Genomic DNA, 17847 nt, shown 5'->3' with positions numbered 1-17847 from the left:
GACTCAGATGTTTAGATTGTTTAGCTATCTTTTGGTCATTATTCCAATCGCAGTATCTGCATGTGGCCTTCACCAGAGTACCGGTTTGTATTTACAGACCGAACCTGGCTCTTTAGCGGTAGTTGAAAGTGTTGTAAACGCGAGAATGCGTGACGCTTTAGGCAATGCTAATAAGCCTGAGCAATTTCAGCTTTATTTGTTTATGCGTAGCCTAGCTAAAGCTAATCCAGACAAAATTAGTTTTAGCTTATTTGAAGCAATTAAAGGGCACTATCGACAAATTTTGCTTGAGCCAAAGCTGAAAATAGTGGGGCGTAATACCCGGCCTAGTCAACAAGAGTTGCTAGTGATCACCGAGCTGGATGTATTAGACGCACTTGCATCAGGAACGCTAAGTTGGCAGCAGGCGCATGCTCAAGGTTTGATTGCCATAAATGGCAACGCCGAGGATGTAGCACAACTAGAGCGTTGGTTTGCATCGCTGTTTTTAGCTAGGGCTTAAACATTAAGGCGTAGGCAAGGTTTTTGAACATTGCTAGCGGCTTTCAACTTTATTTTGAGGAGGGCTTTATGCGCCTACTTCGCACGATTATTTCTAAGATCCGCATCATCTTTATGGTGTTAGTTAAATTTACCTGCTTCATGTTGGTGATGCTGGGTGGTGCTTATTTGTTAGCCCCAATGGGAACGATCAATTCTAAAGACATCGACATGAGCATCTACAGCAACACACCGAATAACACCATGATGGTGTTATTTAACTCTGAGTATTTTAGTGGGTACCTGTTTGCAGTCACTATCGCCTTAGTGGGTTTTGTTGCTTATTTGCTGTGGGAGTTACACGAAGTAGCAGTGCATAAAGCACATGAGAAAAAAAGTGCACATATTCAATTGGTTTTTGCTTTGTCGTTATGTGGCCTATTTCTGCATAAGGCTTGGTGGGTATTGGCTATTATTATCGCTTTTGCTAACTGGGCACATATTGGTGCGTCGATTAGTAAAATTATTAGCAATGGCAGACAAAAAGCGCATTCTCCTCGTCGTCCATCCGAACATTCAGAGGCCTAAGCAATGAAAGAGGTAATGATTCCTTACATCCTAATTATGTGGATTTTAGTTTCTACTGGGGCGATTAAATGGACATTAAAAAGCGCGTTTTGGATTGTATCTGGTGGACTGATGATCTTGGTATTGCTAGGCGTGCTTTCTCGCCTATGGGCGCCAGTAGATTTAAGTTACTCATCAACGGTTAAAGCTCCGCATTCGGTATTGTCGCCGCTATTGCGCGAACAAATCGATAAGATCCATGTAGAGCATAATCAATACGTTAAACAGGGTGAGGTGATTTACACCCTTATCGACACAACGTCGAGTGCCGAGTTAGAGAAGATTAAGGCGTCTATTGTTAAACAAGAAGAGGCTATTGCCCAGTTAAAGCGGGATGTGGCTAGGGCTAAAAAATCACCAGAGATTTTCAAACAGCGTGAGGTTGAGTACTACCATTCGCAATTACGTATTGCTAATTCGGCCCTCGCTTCGCTACATGCAGACGCTAAAAAAACTGAGTTTGAACAGGAAAGGAAAACAATTCGTGCGCCATTTGATGGCCAAGTTGCAGTGGTTAATGTGGCCGACGGAAGCCGTGTGGGCAATATGCATATATACGATACTGGACGTAAGTTTATGGAAATGCGTATTCCGGATCAAACCTATCGTTACGTTGAGGTAGGGCAGTTTGCCGAGTTTTATGTGGATGCTTATCCAGGCGAGATTTTCCGAGCTAGAGTTCACAGCCTTACTGCAGGTACCGGTGAGTCAGCGGTCTCTCCAATGCAGGGCCCGCAAAGTGTTCGCCAACATGTGGGAGCAAACGCCAGCTCGCATGGCCGAACGGTGATATTAGAAATTGTTGAACCCGAAGGTAAAGTTATCCCTATTGGCGCTACGGGTTCGGCGTGGATTTCGGCTAATAAACCGCATCCATTCTTTGGCTTTATTGATGTTATTGGTGCGGCTACCGTGCGCCTGCATTCTTACAAGTCTTACTTAAACGCGATGTAATAGCTGTTTAAAAGTACGCCCGTTGTGAGGGCGTACAACACACGTTTTAATCCCCACTTATTATTTTTACAGTACTAATTTTGTTTAGTGCTGAACTTAGGTTATTCATGAATACAATCAAAATGTTGCTGCTAGTAAGTGCTTCCTTCTTATTTGGAAAAGCTTATGCCGGCGCTTACATGTTCCCCGAACTTGGCATGATGAGCATTAGCACTGCTGGTGCAGGGGCTCAAGCCGTTGCCGAAGGCGCTGAAACAGCTTTTGCTAACCCTGCTGCAATGACGGAACTTAACACCACCACGTTTGCATTTAATGTGCAGGGTATGGTGTCTAACATTAACTATACCGACAATGGTTCAACTGGCGTGTTTGCGGGTGGGGAATCATCTTCGAAAGCTGGTACTGCGATGCCAGTGGGATCTATATATGCCGTTACTCCGCTTAACGATAGTTGGTCTGTTGGTTTAGCTATAGCATCTGCCGGCGGTTCCATTATTGATTATGGGCCGAATTTCGCTGGTTCACTATTGCTACAAGATGCACAGTTAACTACTGTACAGTTTAATCCTAGCATTGCTTACCAAGTGAAAGATGACTGGTCGATAGGTTTAGGCTTAGTTGTTGAATATGGCATATTAGAACAAAACTTTGCTGGTTACTCCGATTCCTTTTTACCTTCAGTTTCGGCGGAAGGTAGCAGTATCGAGTTTGGTTACACCCTTAGCAGCCTTTATAAATTCAATGACGACAATCGTATCGGCTTTACTTATCGCTCTGAATTAAACCACGATATGGATGGTGATATTAGCTCTGACAATCGCAGCAGTTCTTCATCCATTAACATTATTATGCCAGCTGTGGCCATTGTTAGTGGTTATCACCAACTTGAAAGCAAACCTGCTTTATTATGGAGTTTAGGCTGGAGCGATTTTAGCAAAGTGTCTGAAACAGCTATTTCGCTGGCTAATCGTGAAGCAGGCATCGCGCGAGAATGGCAAGACACCTTTTCTGCCAGTGTTGGTATGCATTACCCCTTAAACCAGCAGTGGCGCTTAGAAAGTGGTGTATATTACGAGACCTCACCGCAAGATGATCCGAGCTTACAATACCCAGATGTGCCTACCGGAGAGCTATGGAAACTTGGGCTTGGTGCTAGCTACGAGATTAACCAAAACTGGCGGATGAAAATGTATTACGAGTACTACTACGGCGGCACCCCAAGTATTGATTACACCTTATTCGAAGGCTCTGCTGCAGAAAGCTCGTTAAAAGGTGATTATGAGGCGGCAGTTCATTTCTTTGGAGTATTGTTCAACTACCAGTTCTAGTTTGTTGTATTAAGCGCAAGGCAATAAAAAACCAGCATGTAATTGCTGGTTTTTAATGAAGAGGGAACTGGTTTAGCTAAGCTTACTTCACTTCTTCGCCTTTGGCTTGTAAGTCTGCGTGGTAGCTTGAGCGTACTAATGGCCCACAAGCTGCGTGAGTAAAGCCCATGGCCTCTGCTTTTTCTTTTAGTTCATCAAACTCTTCTGGCGGCACGTAACGCGCTACTGGTAGGTGATGACGACTAGGTTGCAAGTATTGGCCAAGCGTTAGCATGGTTACGCCGTGTTCGCGTAAATCTCGCATAACCTGCAGGATCTCTTCATTGGTTTCGCCCAGCCCCATCATTAAGCCAGATTTAGTCGGTACATTGGGGTGTAGCTCTTTGAAACGCTTTAGCAGCGTTAATGACCATTGGTAATCTGAACCAGGGCGAACTTGCTTATATAAACCTGGAGCTGTTTCTAAGTTATGGTTAAAAACATCTGGTGGGTTTTTGTCTAAGATTTCTAAAGCGCGATCCATACGGCCTTTAAAATCAGGTACCAAGGTTTCTATTTGAATATGTGGGCTGCGTTGGCGAATTTCACTCACACATTCAGCAAAGTGGGCGGCACCGCCATCACGCAAGTCGTCGCGGTCTACCGAGGTAATTACCACATATTTTAGCTTCATGTCGGCAATGGTGGCAGCTAACTTGGCGGGTTCTTCGGCATCTAGTGCTAAGGGCTTACCGTGGCCAACATCGCAGAATGGGCAACGACGAGTACAAATGTCACCCATAATCATAAAGGTAGCAGTACCGTGGTTAAAACACTCTGCCAAGTTTGGGCAAGATGCTTCTTCACATACCGAGTGCAAATTATGCTTGCGCATAGCACTTTTAATTTCATTGATTCGAGTGCTATCAGAAGGAAGTTTAATACGCATCCAATCTGGCTTACGTAACATGGTTTCCTTTTCCGAGGGTATTACCTTCACTGGAATAAATGCCATTTTGTCGGCATCGCGAAGTTTTACTCCGGGCTCCATACGCACTTTTTTTGCACTCATAGTGTGGGTAGTCCTTGTTGATGTTCTGTACTGCTATAAGCCAGCTGCTTCACTAACACCTTGCTAAGGTGTTCGGCAACCTGACTAATGTTTGGGCTAGCAACATAGTCGCTAATTTGTGCCATTTCTAAACCGGCATAACCACAAGGGTTAATTTGCAAAAACGGACTTAGGTCCATGTCTACGTTTAATGCTAAACCGTGGAAAGAGCAGCCTTTGCGAATACGTAAACCTAGAGAGGCTATTTTCTTTTGGTCTACATACACACCGGGTGCGTCTTTTTTAGCAAAAGCCTCAATCTTATAATGACTAAGGGTTTCGATGATGCTTTGTTCGATAATGGTGACTAAGTCGCGAACACCAAGTTTACGGCGACGCAAGTTGAGCAAGGGGTAAGCCACTAGTTGGCCAGGACCATGGTAAGTGACCTGACCGCCTCTATCTGCTTGCACCACCGGAATGTCGCTACTGGCTAGTAGGTGTTCCGCTTTACCCGCTTGACCTTGAGTAAACACTGGCTGGTGTTCTACCAGCCACAACTCGTCATCCTGCTCAGCGCTGCGTTGATCAGTAAAATCACGCATAGCTTGCAAGATGCTTGAATAGTCTTGAAGGCCTAGTTGGCGAATGATTAAGCGGTTTTGCTCAGGCATTATAGTACGTGGCGTACGTCTTCAATGGCACCAATTTGGGTGTAAAGGCTCTCAATGTGTTGTTTGCTGGTAACTTTAACCACCAAGGTAATTGATTTGTAATTGCCTTTACTGCTTGGACGCGTTTTAGGGCTGTAATCACCCGGCGCTAAACCTTGAATAACACTTAATACTTCATCTTCTAAAGTGTTGTTGTTTACGCCCATGATTTTAAAAGTAAAATCACATGGGAACTCTAAATATTCATCAAATTTAGTTTGCATTTCTGACCTAAGAATACTGATTTAAGCCGCGATTTTTGGTCGAGCTAGAAATAAAAAACGCGTTATTCTAACGCGTTTTTGTGAGCTTTGCCTAAAATTTCCGCCAATTGGCTTAGAGTTTATGCATTGGTCTTATTGCTTAACTAAATAAAGACGCAAAGAACAACTTAATGTAATCCAGTAAACGTTTGAAGATCCCGCCTTGTTCTACTTCTTGCAGAACAACTAGTGGGTACTCGGCAACATCTTCTTCACCTACTTGGAAATATACAGAGCCTACAGTTTGCCCTTGGCTTAATGGCGCTTTTAGCTCTTCTTTTAGCTCAAAGCTTGCTTGAAGCTGACTGGCTTGGCCGCGTGGTAGGGTAAGGGCGATATCTTGGTTAACACCTAAAGATACTGTGTCTTGGTCGGCCATCCAAACAGTTTGTTCTACAAAGCTGTCGCCAGCTTTATAAGGTTTAACGGTTTCGAAAAATCTAAAGCCCCAGTTAAGTAGCTTTTTACTCTCGGCTGCACGGGCTTTCGCAGAGTTAGTTCCCATAACTACTGCTACTAGACGCATGTCTTGGTTGGTAGCTGAAGAAACTAAGCTATAACCGGCCTTGCTAGTATGGCCAGTTTTCATGCCATCTACATTTAGGCTTTTATCCCATAGTAGTGTGTTGCGGTTGTGCTGAGTAATGCCGTTAAAAGTGAATGATTTTTCTTTGTAAATGGCGTACTCATCTGGCACATCGCGGATCATTGCTGTGGCCAAAATTGCCATATCTTTAGCCGTGGTATATTGCTCGGTGCTGTCTAGGCCGTGGCTGTTAGCGAAGTGAGTATTTACCATGCCTAAGTGGCCAGCCCAAGAATTCATTAAGCTGGTGAATGAGTCTTCGCTGCCGGCAATATGTTCTGCCATGGCTACACAGGCGTCGTTACCTGATTGAATAATGATGCCGCGGTTTAAGTCAGCAACTTTGACTTGCTTGCCTACTTCGATAAACATTTTTGAAGAATCTGGGAAGTTCTTCGACCAAGCTTTTTCGCTAATGGTTACCATGCCATTTGGGTCAAGCTTGCCCGATTTGATTTCTTTACCAATGATGTAGCTGGTCATGATTTTGGTTAAACTGGCAGGCGCTAAGCTGTCTTCTTCATTTTCGGCAGCGAGCACTCGGCCTGAGTCAAAATCTACTAAGTAGTAGGCTTTGGCTGAAACAATAGGAGCATTAGGGATAACTTGAGGAGCGGCATAAGCTACGCTCATACTACTTGCAATCAGAAGCGCAGAGGCGCAGCTAACACGCTGAAATACATTTTTTATCATGGTTGGCTCTTTGGCTTGTTAGTCAATAAACACGGACGGCAAACACTATAACAAAACTTTTCGGCTGTTTGTTAGTATCCTGCTCTAAATCCACTAGTTTGCTTTTAGATTAATGATATAAGCGTCTTTATAGGGACCTTTACGCATGTTTGCCAAGTACTTCTCGGCGCTTAATACATCATAATAGGGGCCCAATCGCAGTTTCTGCCAGCCATTCTCGGTAACTAATTGAGTGCTTAAGCCTTCAGCTTGCAACTGTTGCTGGTGTTGCTCTAATACCTGCTGATTTTTACTGGCGAGCAGTTGAACATAGTATTGCTGAGCACCCGGTTGAGGCTTTGTGGCGGTATTATCGTTATCAAAACGCAACAGCTTGATTTTTACTTTGGCAGTACCAGATTTAAGCATGTCGAGCTTGTAAGCCGCAGCGTAGGATAAATCGATGATGCGTTTTTGGTGAAATGGACCGCGGTCGTTCACTCGCACAATAACGGTTTTGTTATTGCTTAAGTTGGTAACTTCTACATAGCTAGGCAGCGGCAAGTTTTTGTGGGCAGCCGACATACTATACATGTCGTAAATCTCACCGTTGGAGGTGAGGTGACCATGAAACTTTTTGCCGTACCAAGACGCTTCGCCTTCAACTTCGTGCTGCTCTATATCCCGCCAAACTTGGTAGTTTTTTCCACGCACTGTGTAGTCACGATTGCCTTGGCGGCTGTATGGTTCAAAGCGAGGGATGGGGTTTTCAATATGATCTAGCTCTGGAGCTGAATCGGGTGCCTTGTCATTACTCATCCCGTAGCGCTGATCGCTTGGTGAAGAGCTACAAGCACTAAGCAGTGCCGCTAAGGCAACACTGCTCAAGTAAGCGGTGACAAGGCGTTTAAACTTAATTGGCATTGGTTTGCACCTGAGCCTTTCGTAGTTGCTCACTAAATTGATACACGGCCATGGCATAAAGCGGGCTGCGGTTATAGCGAGTAATCACATAGAAGTTATGTTCCGCTAACCAATAACTGTGGCCTTCCGCTTCTTCCAGCTCTAGCAGCTTAACGCGGGTGTTATTTGTTAAGCTCGCTTCGGTTTTAATTCCCGCTTGATACAGCTCTTGCCAAGTATTGTTAATTTCTAACTTTTTGCTTAACCATGGTTTGGCTTGTGTAGTGTTTGAATCAGCGGCATGCACTACGGGTTTGCCTAATTGCCAACGGTGTTTAGCAAAGTAGTTAGCTACGCTGCCTATGGCATCAACTGGGTTGTTTAGCATATCTACTTTGCCATCGTTATCAAAATCTACGCCGTAATGAATATAGCTAGAAGGGATAAATTGACCAAAGCCCATTGCGCCAGCATACGACCCTTTAACTTCGTCTAAGGCCCAGCCTTGTTGTTCTGCTAAACGAATATAATAAGCAAACTCTTTGCTAAAAAACTGGCCGCGTTTAGGGTAATGGAAACCTAAGGTATACAAGGCATCAATGACTGGATAAGTCCCTTTGTGTCGCCCGTAGTAGGTCTCTACGCCAATAATGGCGACTATTATTTGTGCTGGAACCTTAAACTCTTTTTCAGCACGCTCTATGGTTTCTTGGTGCTTTTGCCAAAAGGCTAAGCCAGCTGCTAAACGTTCTTCGGTAAGGAATAAATCGCGGTAAAGGTGCCAAGGTTTGGCTTCCCATGGGCGAGTAATCGCATCGATTACCGCTTGCTGATAGGTGGCTTGCTCGGCGGCTTTTTCTAAGCTCTCGAGCGGAATATCAAGTTCTTGGCTTAATGCTTCAATACGTTGCTGCTGTTCGGTATTGGCCAAGGCAGAAAATGACCAGATTTGAGACAGAGCAAGTAATAAGCAACAACATAAGCGCATAGCAATCCTTATTGGGCATAAAGCCGTTTGTGAGTATGAACAGACATCAGAATGCCAAAACCTGCCATCAGTGTCACTATCGATGTGCCACCATAGCTCACTAAAGGAAGCGGAACACCTACCACGGGTAGTAAACCGCTCACCATGCCAATGTTTACAAAGATATAAACGAAGAAGGTTAAAATAATGCAACCAGCCAATAAGCGGCCAAAGGCTGTTTGTGCTTGAGTAGCAATAAACAAGCCGCGCCCAATGATGTAGAAATACAAACACATCAACAGCACTACGCCTAAAAAGCCAAACTCTTCGGCAAATACGGCAAAAATAAAGTCGGTATGCCGCTCTGGCAAAAAGTCTAATTGAGATTGGGTGCCCTGCAGCCAGCCTTTACCGGCGAAGCCACCAGAGCCAATAGCAATTTTAGATTGAATAATGTGGTATCCCGCACCGAGTGGGTCACTTTCTGGATTAAGTAAAGTGAGTACTCGCTGGCGCTGATAGTCGCGCATTAAGAAGAACCATAGCAAAGGGATAAAGGCGGCAATCGCTGCACCCGCTGCGCCCACTAATCGCCAGCTCATCCCGGCTAAGAACAAGGCAAAAATCCCAGAGGCCGCAACCAGTAAAGATGTTCCTAAATCGGGCTGCTTAGCAATAAGCAAGGTTGGCGCAATTGCAATGGTGGCACCAATCAGTAAGTGTTTGAAGCTAGGTGGAAGAGGATGCTGACTAATATAACGCGCGACCATGAGGGGCACCGCGAGCTTCATAATTTCAGACGGTTGGAAACGGATAAAACCGAGATCTAACCAGCGCTGAGCACCTTTACCCACATCGCCCACTATCAGCACCGCCAATAGCATCAACAAACCGGAGAAAAAGAAAAAGGGCGCCCAGCGCAAATATACGTCGGGGGGAACTTGCGCCAGTACAAACATCACTACAGTCGCTAAGGCAATGCGCACCAGTTGGCGATTTAGCATCGCCATGCTCTCGCCGCTGGCGCTGTATAAAACAAACATGCCCAAGCCCATTAATAACACTAAACCAAGCAATAAAGGCCAATCTAGGTGCAGTCGCCACCACAAAGAGTTTTTCTGCTCTTGGCTATAGTTGCCCATGCTTAAAAGGTTTCCTTGGTTTCAAAATAACTATCAAATAACTCGCGAATTACTGGCGCTGCATTGGAGCTACCACCACCGGCATTTTCTACAACCACTGAGGCAACTATCTCGGGTTTTTCGAAGGGCGCATAGGCGACAAACATCGCGTTATCGCGGTGTTGTTCTTTAAGGCTTTCGGCATCGTATTCTGCATCTTCGGCAATGCCAACAACCTGCGCAGTACCGGATTTACCAGCAGCGACATAAGTGGTGTCTTCAAAAGCTTTACGCGCGGTACCGTTACTTTTGTTGATTACGCCGTACATGCCATCTAAAGCAACCTGCCAGTTTTTATCACTGTTTAAGGCTATAGGCGCTTGAATTTGTGGCGGTAAGCCAATGTGTGAGTTGGCATCGCCGACGCTTTTTAAAATGCGTGGAGTAATAATTTTACCTTTGTTCACCAAAATATTGGTGGCCTGAGCGAGCTGTATTGGTGTGGTGGTCCAATAGCCTTGGCCAATGCCAACAGAAATTGTGTCACCTTGCCACCAGGGTTGACGGTAGCGAGCTCGCTTCCATTCACGGCTAGGCATGTTGGCCCGGCTTTCTTCATGAATATCAATACCAGTATATTTACCAAAACCAAACTTGCTCATGTAGGCATGCATTTCATCGATGCCGGTTTCATAAGCCAATTTGTAAAAATAGGTATCTACACTTTGTTCAATAGCTTTATAAACATCAACCCAACCATGTCCCCAGCGTTTCCAGTCGCGGAAGCGGCGTTTGGTATTAGGGATTTGGAACCAACCAGGATCCCACATGCGTTGCTCAACAGTAATCTTACCCAGCTCTAATCCCATTACAGCTAACTGTGGCTTAACCGTAGAAGCTGGGGGGTAAACGCCTTTGGTGGCTCGGTTAATCAGCGGGCGGTCGGTAGAGTTAAGCAGCTTGTTGTAATTTTTGCTGCTAATGCCATTTACAAACAGGTTAGGGTCATAACTTGGGCTAGATACCATGGCTAGTACGCCACTGGTTTTGGCATCAAGAAGAACCGCTGAACCACGGCGCCCTGCCAGCAACCTTTGAGCTTCTAGTTGCAAGCGAATGTCTACGTTGAGGTAGAGATCTTTACCTGGAATAGGTGGGACAATCTTCATGGTACGAATAATTCGGCCACGGTTATTCACTTCAACTTCTTGATAGCCAACACTGCCATGCAGAATTTCTTCGTAATAGCGCTCGATACCTTGTTTGCCGATAGTGCGCGTTGCATCGTACTCGGCCAGTTTGTTTTCTTTTTCTAACCGCTCTAAGTCTTTTGCGTTAATGCGCGCTACATAGCCCAATAAGTGGGTGAGGCTGTCGCCATAGGGGTAGAAGCGAATTAAGCTGGCATCGATGCTGGCGCCATGAAATTTGTGCTGTTGCACGCTAAACATGGCCACTTGTTGCTCAGTAAGTTGCGACTTAAGCACTACTGGTTTAAAGCGACGTGTGTGTTTGCGGTTTTGCTGAAATCGCTCAACATCGTTTTCGCTGAGCGCTAATAATTCACTTAGCTCGGCGATCATTTGGTCGAGGTCGTCTACATTCTCTGGGATGATCTCTAAACTAAAGTTGGGGCGGTTTTCTGCCAGTAATACCCCATTCCTATCGTAAACCAAGCCGCGGGGAGGGGCGATAGGTAAAACTTTAATGCGGTTGTCGTTAGAGCGAGTGGTGTAGGTTTCGTGCTGTTCAAATTGCAGGTAATAAAGGTTGCCCAGTAATACACAAATAAGCGCGAAGGTACCTAAAATAGCCACTAATGAACGACGGTTAAACAACCGTGATTCAGCCGAGTGGTCTCGCATTGCGACGCGCTGTCTTGCCATACTTTAGCGTTTATTCTCTGTGATAAGGGTGGTTAGCCGTAACACTCCACGCGCGATAGAGAGTCTCGGCAACGATAACTCTCACCATTGGGTGGGGCAAAGTGAGTGCCGATAGCGACCAGCGTTGTTCGGCGATGTTGGTGCAACTTGGGGCTAAACCTTCTGGGCCACCAATTAACAGGCTTACATCGCGGCCGTCCATTTTCCAGTTGTCTAGTTGCTTCGCAAGCTGCGGGGTGGTCCAAGCTTTACCGGTAACCTCTAGAGTTACAACACGGTTGCCTTTAGGTATAACCGCTAAGGTGGCCTCACCTTCTTTATCAAGAATGCGCTTTATGTCGGCATTTTTACCGCGGTTCCCGGCTTTTACTTCAACCAGCTCTAGTGGCATATCTTTAGGAAAGCGACGCGCATACTCTTGATAGGCCGTCTCAACCCAAGCAGGCATTTTAGTGCCTACAGCCACTAACTGTATTTTCATCCGGCTTTAGACTCAGAAACAGCGGGTGCCCATAGTTTTTCAAGTTGGTAAAAGTCGCGAGCGCTGTCTTGCATTACGTGCAATACCACATCACCTAGATCAACCAATACCCACTCTGATTCGTCCATGCCTTCGATGCCAATCACTTCAAGTTCAACTTGCTTGGCTTCTTTAACTACATTGTCGGCGATGGATTTAACATGTCGCTTAGAATTACCACTACAAATTATCATGGTATCGGTCACGTTAGAGAGTTGGCTTACGTCTAGATTTTGAATATCTCGACCTTTCATATCTTCAATTTTGTCTACTACAAAATCGATCAGTTGTTGGTTTTGCAACAAAAGAACCCCAAATTTGGATTAAAAGATAAGTATATCACGCTCTGTCTGGCTAGGTTAAGCGCCGTAAAGCTTATGTTGAAGAATATAGCTAAGGACTTTTTCAGATAACTGATTTTTCAGCAAGTCTGGGTTTGCTTGGTTTTGCAAGTGCTGGCGGATCTCGCTCGAAGACATATCCATTTTTTGCAGCTGACAAAAGTATACTTTGCCATTGTTGTGAGCGCTTAGCTCACTAACATCTTTGCATAACTTGGTTTCAAGCCACTGGTTTAGCTGCTCTGAGAGTTGTAAGTGGTAACCGGGACGGGCAATCACGATCAAATGAGCGTAGTCGCAAAGCGTTTGCCATTCACGCCATTTATCTAAATGGTTGAATGAATCTAAACCCATCACAAAGCCAAGCGGCTGATTTGGGTATTCATTAGCGAGTTGTTTAAGGGTATCGCAGGTATAAGAGTGGCCGCCTCTAGCAACTTCGCGCCAGTCTAGCTTAAGCTGAGGATAATCACTGAGTGCTAGCTCTAGCAATTGTTGGCGATGTTGTGCGGTACTAAATTGCTTCTCTTTAAGCGGTGATAAGGCATTGGGCAGCAGCGTTATGTCGGCAGCATGTGTGGTAGCTAGCAATTGCTGAGCACTGATAACGTGTCCAAGGTGAATAGGGTCAAATGAGCCGCCAAAAAACAGCTTAAGCATGTTTTACCGCTGGTGATGCCAGTTCAAATACTAAGCGTTCTAATTGGTGCCAAGCATGGTCACCGGTAAATTGCTTAATGGCTTTGTCTATTTCGGCAACTTGCATACGCGCAGCGTTAACTTGTTGTGGGCTATAGCGTTTTGCTGCGCTACTCACTAAGCCTTGGCGCTTATTCCAAACGCCGTGCTGCTTAAATAAGCTGGAATGGTGGCTAGAAGGCTGCTCTTGCAAAAGCTGTAGCAACTTAAACTCTTTGTCTAAGCCCCAATTGATTAAGGTTGGCTCTTCGCCCTCAAGTTGCAGCTGCTTAATGATTAATAAGCTGCGCTGAAAGTCACCGCCTAATAGGGCATCGACCAATTGAAAACTAGAGAAATGATTGGCATGTGACAAGCCCGCTTCAATTTCTTTTAACGAAGGAAGTTGCTGCCCCCAGCGTAATGCAATGGTTGATATTGCCTGGCTAAGCGCGAGTAAGTTCCCTTCGTAATAATGCAGTAATAAGGCTATTAGGTCGTTATCGGCGGGCAGTTTCTGTTGGCTTAAACGTTGCCTTACCCAAGTGTGCAATTGTCCACCTTCTGGTGGATAAATCATTACCACTAAGCCTTGTTGGTCAAAAAGCTTGTACCAATTTTGCTTTTCATTGGCTTTGGTTAACTTAGGCACACTGAGCAAAAATCGAGTCTCAGGGTTGAGCAACTGGAGTAGTTCATCAAGCTGATTTTGAATGGCTTTGTCGGGTACCCGATCAAGTTGCAGTTCAATTAAACGATACTGGCTAAACAGCGACAGCTCAGACATTGCATCAAAAATATCTGGCCATTGAAAGTCTGCATCAAAGGTGAACTTTAAGCGTTCTTCAGCCAAACCTTGTTGTTGCAATTGGTGGCGAATGCTGTCGATAGTTTCAATCTTAATCAGCGGTTCTTCACCTGCTATTAAATAGCAGCTGTAGTTTGCGGCATTTTGCTGTGACAGACGGTCAGCGTAGATGCGCATATTACCAACTAACCGTAGCCAATTGACGCATAATTTGGTCTGCAGCCATTACCCGTAACTCGTCGTACAATAGCTCCCGCTCACGTTGCTTTGCTAGCGCTGCTAAGGGGTTATCTTGGAAGTCTCGGTGGAGTTGTACATTAATTGGGAAGTTGCCTTGGTCGGCAATTTGCAAATAACCGCCCACTTGATAACTTAACTCGTATTCTGCGACCTGACCGTTTTCGAATAGCGATAGCGTGCGCTTGCTAATATCTTCGCCTCTTAGGTGCAGGGTTGGAATGCCACTTTCAGGAAACTCAAATACTGCGACATTGTTTTGTGCTAGTTGACGTTTTAGCTCACGAACTAGTGGGCTAAATTCATCACTTGAAGATACGTAGATTTGAGTGAGTTTCTCATCTAACAAATAGCTGCCACGTGGTGCAAAACCACAGGCCGAAATTAGGCTAATGGCTAAGGCAATAACGGCGAAACGAATGGTTGTTAAAGTCATGCTTTCTCGTAGTAAAAAACGGCGGGTGTTAGCCCGCCGTATAACTTAGTTAGCAACAATGTTAAGCAGTTTACCTGCAACATAAATCACTTTGCGTACGGTTTTTCCGTCAACAAACTTAGCGACATTTTCGTCGCCCATTGCTAGCGCTTGAACTGCCTCTTGGTCTGCATCTGCAGCCACAGTAAGTTTAGCGCGTAGCTTGCCGTTTACTTGCACAACAATGAGTTTGCTGTCTTCTACCATGGCTTTTTCATCTGCGCTTGGCCAAGCCGCTGTATCAATGTCACCTTCGTTGCCTAGTAGTGTCCATAACTGATCACAGATGTGCGGCGTTATAGGCGATAGCATTAGTACCACTGCATTAATCGCTTCACGGGTTACTGCGCGGTTATTGGCATCACTTTGATCAGCTTTAGTGAGTTTGTTCATCAACTCCATAATCGCTGCAATGGCAGTGTTAAAGGTTTGACGACGACCAACATCATCACTCACTTTAGCGATGGTTTTATGCACTTCACGACGTAGATCTTTTTGTGCTGCGCTTAAGCTTGCAACATCAAGCTCTGGTGTTTTGCCAGCATTAACGTGGTCGTAGGCGAGTTTCCAAACACGACGTAGGAAGCGTAATGAGCCTTCTACTGCGCTGTCTTGCCACTCAAGTGTTTGCTCGGCAGGAGCAGCAAACATCATAAACAAGCGCACAGTGTCGGCACCGTATTTGTCTACCATTACCTGTGGGTCGATGCCGTTGTTTTTTGACTTCGACATTTTACTCATGCCGGCGTAAACAAGTGCTTTGCCATCGGCAGTTTTAGCACTGGTAATACGGCCTTTTTCGTCTTTCTCAGTGATGGCATCAACAGGAGAAACCCAAACCTTACCGCCTTTCTCGTCTTCGTAGTAGAAGGCATCGGCTAATACCATGCCTTGAGTAAGCAAGCGTTTAAACGGTTCGTCTGAATCCACTAAGCCTGTATCGCGCAACAGTTTGTGGAAGAAACGTGCGTAAAGTAGGTGCAAAATCGCGTGCTCGATACCACCAATGTATTGGTCAACCGGCAACCAGTAGTTTGCTTGCTCTGGGTCTAACATCATGTCTTCGTTGTTAGCACTACAGTAACGCGCGTAGTACCAGCTAGATTCCATGAAGGTGTCGAAAGTATCGGTTTCGTGGAAGGCTTCTTGACCTTCAAATTCAGTTTTTGCCCACTCTGGATCGGCTTTAATTGGCGAGGTTACGCCATTCATCACCACATCTTCAGGAAGAACAACCGGTAGTTGGTCTTCTGGCACTGGCACAACATCACCGTTAGCTAGGTTTAGCATTGGGATTGGTGTGCCCCAGTAACGCTGGCGGCTTACGCCCCAATCGCGTAGGCGGAAGTTAACTTGTTTGTTACCTTTGCCAATGGATTCAAGTTTGGCGGCAACGGCATCAAAGGCGGCTTTAAATTCTAAGCCGTCAAATTCACCCGAGTTAAACAATACGCCTTTCTCGGTGAATGCTTGCTCTGATAAGTCTAGCTCGGCATCGCTTGGCTTAATCACACCTACAATGTCTAAACCGTAAGCTTGAGCAAATTCGAAATCACGTTGGTCGTGTGCTGGCACGGCCATTACTGCGCCAGAGCCGTAACCCATTAATACAAAGTTAGCGACCCAAATTGGTACTAGCTTACCGGTTAGAGGATGAACGGCATTCAGGCCGGTGGCCATGCCTTTCTTCTCCATGGTCGCCATATCGGCTTCGGCCACTTTGTTGTTTTTGCATTCTTCGATGAAGGCGGCTAATTCGGGGTTAGTTTTAGCGGCTTCTAAAGCAAGTGGATGTTGCGCAGCTACGCCTACGTAGGTTACACCCATTACGGTGTCTGGGCGGGTGGTGTAAATAGAGAATTGCTCGTTGCTGTTCTCTAAACCAAACTGCATTTCTACGCCTTCAGAACGGCCAATCCAGTTACGCTGCATGGTTTTTACTTGCTCAGGCCAATCGTCTAGTTGGTCGAGATCATCAAGTAACTCTTGTGCGTAATCGGTGATTTTAATAAACCACTGAGGGATTTCTTTTTGCTCTACTAAAGCGCCAGAACGCCAGCCACGGCCATCAATAACTTGTTCGTTGGCTAATACTGTTTGGTCTACTGGATCCCAGTTAACCGTGGCCATCTTTTTGTAAACTAAGCCTTTTTCGTAAAGCTTAGTGAAGAACCATTGCTCCCAACGGTAGTAATCTGGCTTACAGGTTGCCAGTTCACGGTCCCAGTCGTAGCCAAAACCCAACTGCTTTAGCTGAGTTTTCATGTATTCGATATTCTCGTAGGTCCATTTAGCTGGCGCAGTATTGTTGTTAATCGCTGCGTTTTCTGCTGGAAGACCAAATGCATCCCAACCCATTGGTTGCATAACGTTTTTACCTTGCATGCGCTGGTAGCGAGAGACTACATCACCAATGGTGTAGTTGCGCACGTGACCCATATGCAGGCGGCCGCTTGGGTAAGGGAACATAGACAGACAGTAAAACTTCTCTTTACCCGGCTGTTCAACAACTTTAAAGGTTTGCGCTTGCTCCCAGTGCTGTTGCACTTTGGTTTCAATATCACGCGGATTGTATTGCTCTTGCATTGATGGAATCTTCCAGAATGAACCAAATTTGGATTAGGCAGCCTATTGCTACCATACTCGATCCGCATAGGATACCGAGTCCGCCTGCCGACAACAATAGCTAGCGCACATTTGCAGTGAAACAAAAGGTCTATGCTTAATAATGTAAATGCACTTTAGACTGTGGGTGAGTTATGCCAAAGCGAGTAAAAGCCTATCAAGCCTTTGTGGAAGACCTTGAAAAACGCATTCAAGAAAGTGGGGAAGTGGGTCAAGAAGAGCTGTCTAAGCTAATTGATACCACGCAAGAGTATTTACAAGCTGCCAGTGATTTAAGCCAAGATGAATGGCAGCTTATTGCTAACTACGTTCGTCGAGATTTAAGCGACTGGAAAACCGATTACCAGCGCGCTTATGACGAAAGCCCTGGAATGGCACTGCTTAAAGAAAGCATATGGTATTGGCTGGCTAAGTTAAGTGACCAAAGCCAAGTAGAGTGGCATGAGTTGATTGGTGATCTGCAACATCAAGGCGTGTATCAAAGCGGCGAGCTAATTGGTTTAGGGGTGATAGAGTGCGCTGAATGTGGTGATAAAACCGCACTGTGGCACCCAACCATTATTAGTAGCTGCGAACATTGCCAAGGTAAGCGATTTTATCGTCATCCTATTAGTGAGCAGCAGGCTTGAGATA

The 17847-nt window shown here is 45.4% G+C and carries 19 protein-coding genes; 5 read left to right on the top strand and 14 right to left on the bottom strand.

Annotated features, from left to right (window positions below; translation table 11 throughout):
- The first annotated feature begins 7 nt into the window (after positions 1-7).
- From K5620_RS14355 to K5620_RS14340, 4 genes are all read left to right on the top strand, one after another.
- Entirely contained in the window at positions 8-502 is a 495-nt protein-coding gene (locus K5620_RS14355; protein WP_016402211.1) for a hypothetical protein, read from the top strand.
- Positions 503-570: 68 nt separating this feature from the next.
- Complete coding sequence (locus K5620_RS14350) at positions 571-1068, top strand: hypothetical protein (RefSeq protein ID WP_016402210.1); 498 nt, start codon at positions 571-573, stop codon at positions 1066-1068.
- A gap of 3 nt (positions 1069-1071) precedes the next feature.
- Complete coding sequence (locus tag K5620_RS14345; RefSeq protein ID WP_016402209.1) at positions 1072-2061, top strand: efflux RND transporter periplasmic adaptor subunit; 990 nt, start codon at positions 1072-1074, stop codon at positions 2059-2061.
- Positions 2062-2168: 107 nt separating this feature from the next.
- Positions 2169-3389, top strand: coding sequence for an OmpP1/FadL family transporter (locus tag K5620_RS14340; protein WP_016402208.1), 1221 nt, complete (start codon positions 2169-2171; stop codon positions 3387-3389).
- An 82-nt stretch (positions 3390-3471) separates the two neighbouring features.
- Here the strand turns inward: K5620_RS14340 and lipA are convergent, their stop codons facing one another.
- From lipA to leuS, 14 genes are all read right to left on the bottom strand, one after another.
- Positions 3472-4440 carry a lipoyl synthase gene (lipA, locus tag K5620_RS14335; protein WP_016402207.1) on the bottom strand — a complete coding sequence of 323 codons (969 nt, stop codon included), beginning with the start codon at positions 4438-4440 and terminating at the stop codon, positions 3472-3474.
- Positions 4437-5093, bottom strand: coding sequence for a lipoyl(octanoyl) transferase LipB (gene lipB, locus K5620_RS14330; RefSeq protein ID WP_016402206.1), 657 nt, complete (start codon positions 5091-5093; stop codon positions 4437-4439). The genes lipA and lipB overlap by 4 nt, the downstream gene beginning before the upstream one ends.
- Positions 5093-5371: a DUF493 family protein YbeD gene (gene ybeD / locus K5620_RS14325; protein WP_040307275.1), complete on the bottom strand. Its 279-nt coding sequence runs from the start codon at positions 5369-5371 to the stop codon at positions 5093-5095. The genes lipB and ybeD overlap by 1 nt, the downstream gene beginning before the upstream one ends.
- Positions 5372-5495: 124 nt before the next feature.
- Entirely contained in the window at positions 5496-6674 is a 1179-nt protein-coding gene (locus K5620_RS14320; RefSeq protein ID WP_016402204.1) for a serine hydrolase, read from the bottom strand.
- Between the two features lie 93 nt (positions 6675-6767).
- Positions 6768-7577 (bottom strand): septal ring lytic transglycosylase RlpA family protein, encoded by an 810-nt coding sequence (locus K5620_RS14315; protein WP_016402203.1) that lies wholly within the window; start codon positions 7575-7577, stop codon positions 6768-6770.
- Positions 7567-8544, bottom strand: coding sequence for a lytic murein transglycosylase B (mltB, locus tag K5620_RS14310; RefSeq protein WP_016402202.1), 978 nt, complete (start codon positions 8542-8544; stop codon positions 7567-7569). The genes K5620_RS14315 and mltB overlap by 11 nt, the downstream gene beginning before the upstream one ends.
- Before the next feature lie 8 nt (positions 8545-8552).
- On the bottom strand, positions 8553-9665 hold the full coding sequence (gene rodA, locus K5620_RS14305) for a rod shape-determining protein RodA (protein ID WP_016402201.1): 1113 nt from the start codon (positions 9663-9665) through the stop codon (positions 8553-8555).
- Between the two features lie 2 nt (positions 9666-9667).
- On the bottom strand, positions 9668-11530 hold the full coding sequence (gene mrdA / locus K5620_RS14300; protein ID WP_040307274.1) for a penicillin-binding protein 2: 1863 nt from the start codon (positions 11528-11530) through the stop codon (positions 9668-9670).
- A gap of 10 nt (positions 11531-11540) precedes the next feature.
- Positions 11541-12011 carry a 23S rRNA (pseudouridine(1915)-N(3))-methyltransferase RlmH gene (rlmH, locus tag K5620_RS14295; protein ID WP_016402199.1) on the bottom strand — a complete coding sequence of 157 codons (471 nt, stop codon included), beginning with the start codon at positions 12009-12011 and terminating at the stop codon, positions 11541-11543.
- Positions 12008-12352: a ribosome silencing factor gene (gene rsfS, locus K5620_RS14290; RefSeq protein WP_016402198.1), complete on the bottom strand. Its 345-nt coding sequence runs from the start codon at positions 12350-12352 to the stop codon at positions 12008-12010. Before rsfS ends, rlmH begins: the two co-directional genes overlap by 4 nt.
- A gap of 57 nt (positions 12353-12409) precedes the next feature.
- Positions 12410-13051, bottom strand: a complete 642-nt coding sequence (nadD, locus tag K5620_RS14285) for a nicotinate-nucleotide adenylyltransferase (RefSeq protein WP_016402197.1) — start codon at positions 13049-13051, stop codon at positions 12410-12412.
- Positions 13044-14054 carry a DNA polymerase III subunit delta gene (gene holA / locus K5620_RS14280; protein ID WP_016402196.1) on the bottom strand — a complete coding sequence of 337 codons (1011 nt, stop codon included), beginning with the start codon at positions 14052-14054 and terminating at the stop codon, positions 13044-13046. The genes nadD and holA overlap by 8 nt, the downstream gene beginning before the upstream one ends.
- Before the next feature lies 1 nt (position 14055).
- The gene (locus tag K5620_RS14275) at positions 14056-14550 is read right to left on the bottom strand and encodes an LPS-assembly lipoprotein LptE (RefSeq protein ID WP_016402195.1); all 495 of its coding nucleotides are present in this window, start codon (positions 14548-14550) and stop codon (positions 14056-14058) included.
- Positions 14551-14595: 45 nt separating this feature from the next.
- Positions 14596-17175 carry a leucine--tRNA ligase gene (leuS, locus tag K5620_RS14270; protein WP_016402194.1) on the bottom strand — a complete coding sequence of 860 codons (2580 nt, stop codon included), beginning with the start codon at positions 17173-17175 and terminating at the stop codon, positions 14596-14598.
- Positions 17176-17348: 173 nt separating this feature from the next.
- Between leuS and K5620_RS14265 the strand changes: the two genes are divergently transcribed.
- Entirely contained in the window at positions 17349-17843 is a 495-nt protein-coding gene (locus K5620_RS14265; RefSeq protein ID WP_016402193.1) for a zinc ribbon-containing protein, read from the top strand.
- Positions 17844-17847: the final 4 nt, after the last annotated feature.

The organism is Agarivorans albus (assembly GCF_019670105.1).
GTDB lineage: Bacteria > Pseudomonadota > Gammaproteobacteria > Enterobacterales > Celerinatantimonadaceae > Agarivorans > Agarivorans albus.
The sequence above is the reverse complement of the archived record's forward strand: the minus strand, read 5'-3'. Positions and strand labels throughout refer to the sequence as shown.

What these genes read in the sequence shown, in the direction of transcription:
- K5620_RS14355 (WP_016402211.1), top strand. Translation starts at nt 8, where the DNA reads ATGTTTAGATTGTTTAGCTATCTTTTGGTCATTATTCCAATCGCAGTA.
- K5620_RS14350 (WP_016402210.1), top strand. Translation starts at nt 571, where the DNA reads ATGCGCCTACTTCGCACGATTATTTCTAAGATCCGCATCATCTTTATG.
- K5620_RS14345 (WP_016402209.1), top strand. Translation starts at nt 1,072, where the DNA reads ATGAAAGAGGTAATGATTCCTTACATCCTAATTATGTGGATTTTAGTT.
- K5620_RS14340 (WP_016402208.1), top strand. Translation starts at nt 2,169, where the DNA reads ATGAATACAATCAAAATGTTGCTGCTAGTAAGTGCTTCCTTCTTATTT.
- lipA (WP_016402207.1), bottom strand. Translation starts at nt 4,440, where the DNA reads ATGAGTGCAAAAAAAGTGCGTATGGAGCCCGGAGTAAAACTTCGCGAT.
- lipB (WP_016402206.1), bottom strand. Translation starts at nt 5,093, where the DNA reads ATGCCTGAGCAAAACCGCTTAATCATTCGCCAACTAGGCCTTCAAGAC.
- K5620_RS14320 (WP_016402204.1), bottom strand. Translation starts at nt 6,674, where the DNA reads ATGATAAAAAATGTATTTCAGCGTGTTAGCTGCGCCTCTGCGCTTCTG.
- K5620_RS14315 (WP_016402203.1), bottom strand. Translation starts at nt 7,577, where the DNA reads ATGCCAATTAAGTTTAAACGCCTTGTCACCGCTTACTTGAGCAGTGTT.
- mltB (WP_016402202.1), bottom strand. Translation starts at nt 8,544, where the DNA reads ATGCGCTTATGTTGTTGCTTATTACTTGCTCTGTCTCAAATCTGGTCA.
- rodA (WP_016402201.1), bottom strand. Translation starts at nt 9,665, where the DNA reads ATGGGCAACTATAGCCAAGAGCAGAAAAACTCTTTGTGGTGGCGACTG.
- mrdA (WP_040307274.1), bottom strand. Translation starts at nt 11,530, where the DNA reads ATGGCAAGACAGCGCGTCGCAATGCGAGACCACTCGGCTGAATCACGG.
- rlmH (WP_016402199.1), bottom strand. Translation starts at nt 12,011, where the DNA reads ATGAAAATACAGTTAGTGGCTGTAGGCACTAAAATGCCTGCTTGGGTT.
- nadD (WP_016402197.1), bottom strand. Translation starts at nt 13,051, where the DNA reads ATGCTTAAGCTGTTTTTTGGCGGCTCATTTGACCCTATTCACCTTGGA.
- holA (WP_016402196.1), bottom strand. Translation starts at nt 14,054, where the DNA reads ATGCGCATCTACGCTGACCGTCTGTCACAGCAAAATGCCGCAAACTAC.
- K5620_RS14275 (WP_016402195.1), bottom strand. Translation starts at nt 14,550, where the DNA reads ATGACTTTAACAACCATTCGTTTCGCCGTTATTGCCTTAGCCATTAGC.
- leuS (WP_016402194.1), bottom strand. Translation starts at nt 17,175, where the DNA reads ATGCAAGAGCAATACAATCCGCGTGATATTGAAACCAAAGTGCAACAG.
- K5620_RS14265 (WP_016402193.1), top strand. Translation starts at nt 17,349, where the DNA reads ATGCCAAAGCGAGTAAAAGCCTATCAAGCCTTTGTGGAAGACCTTGAA.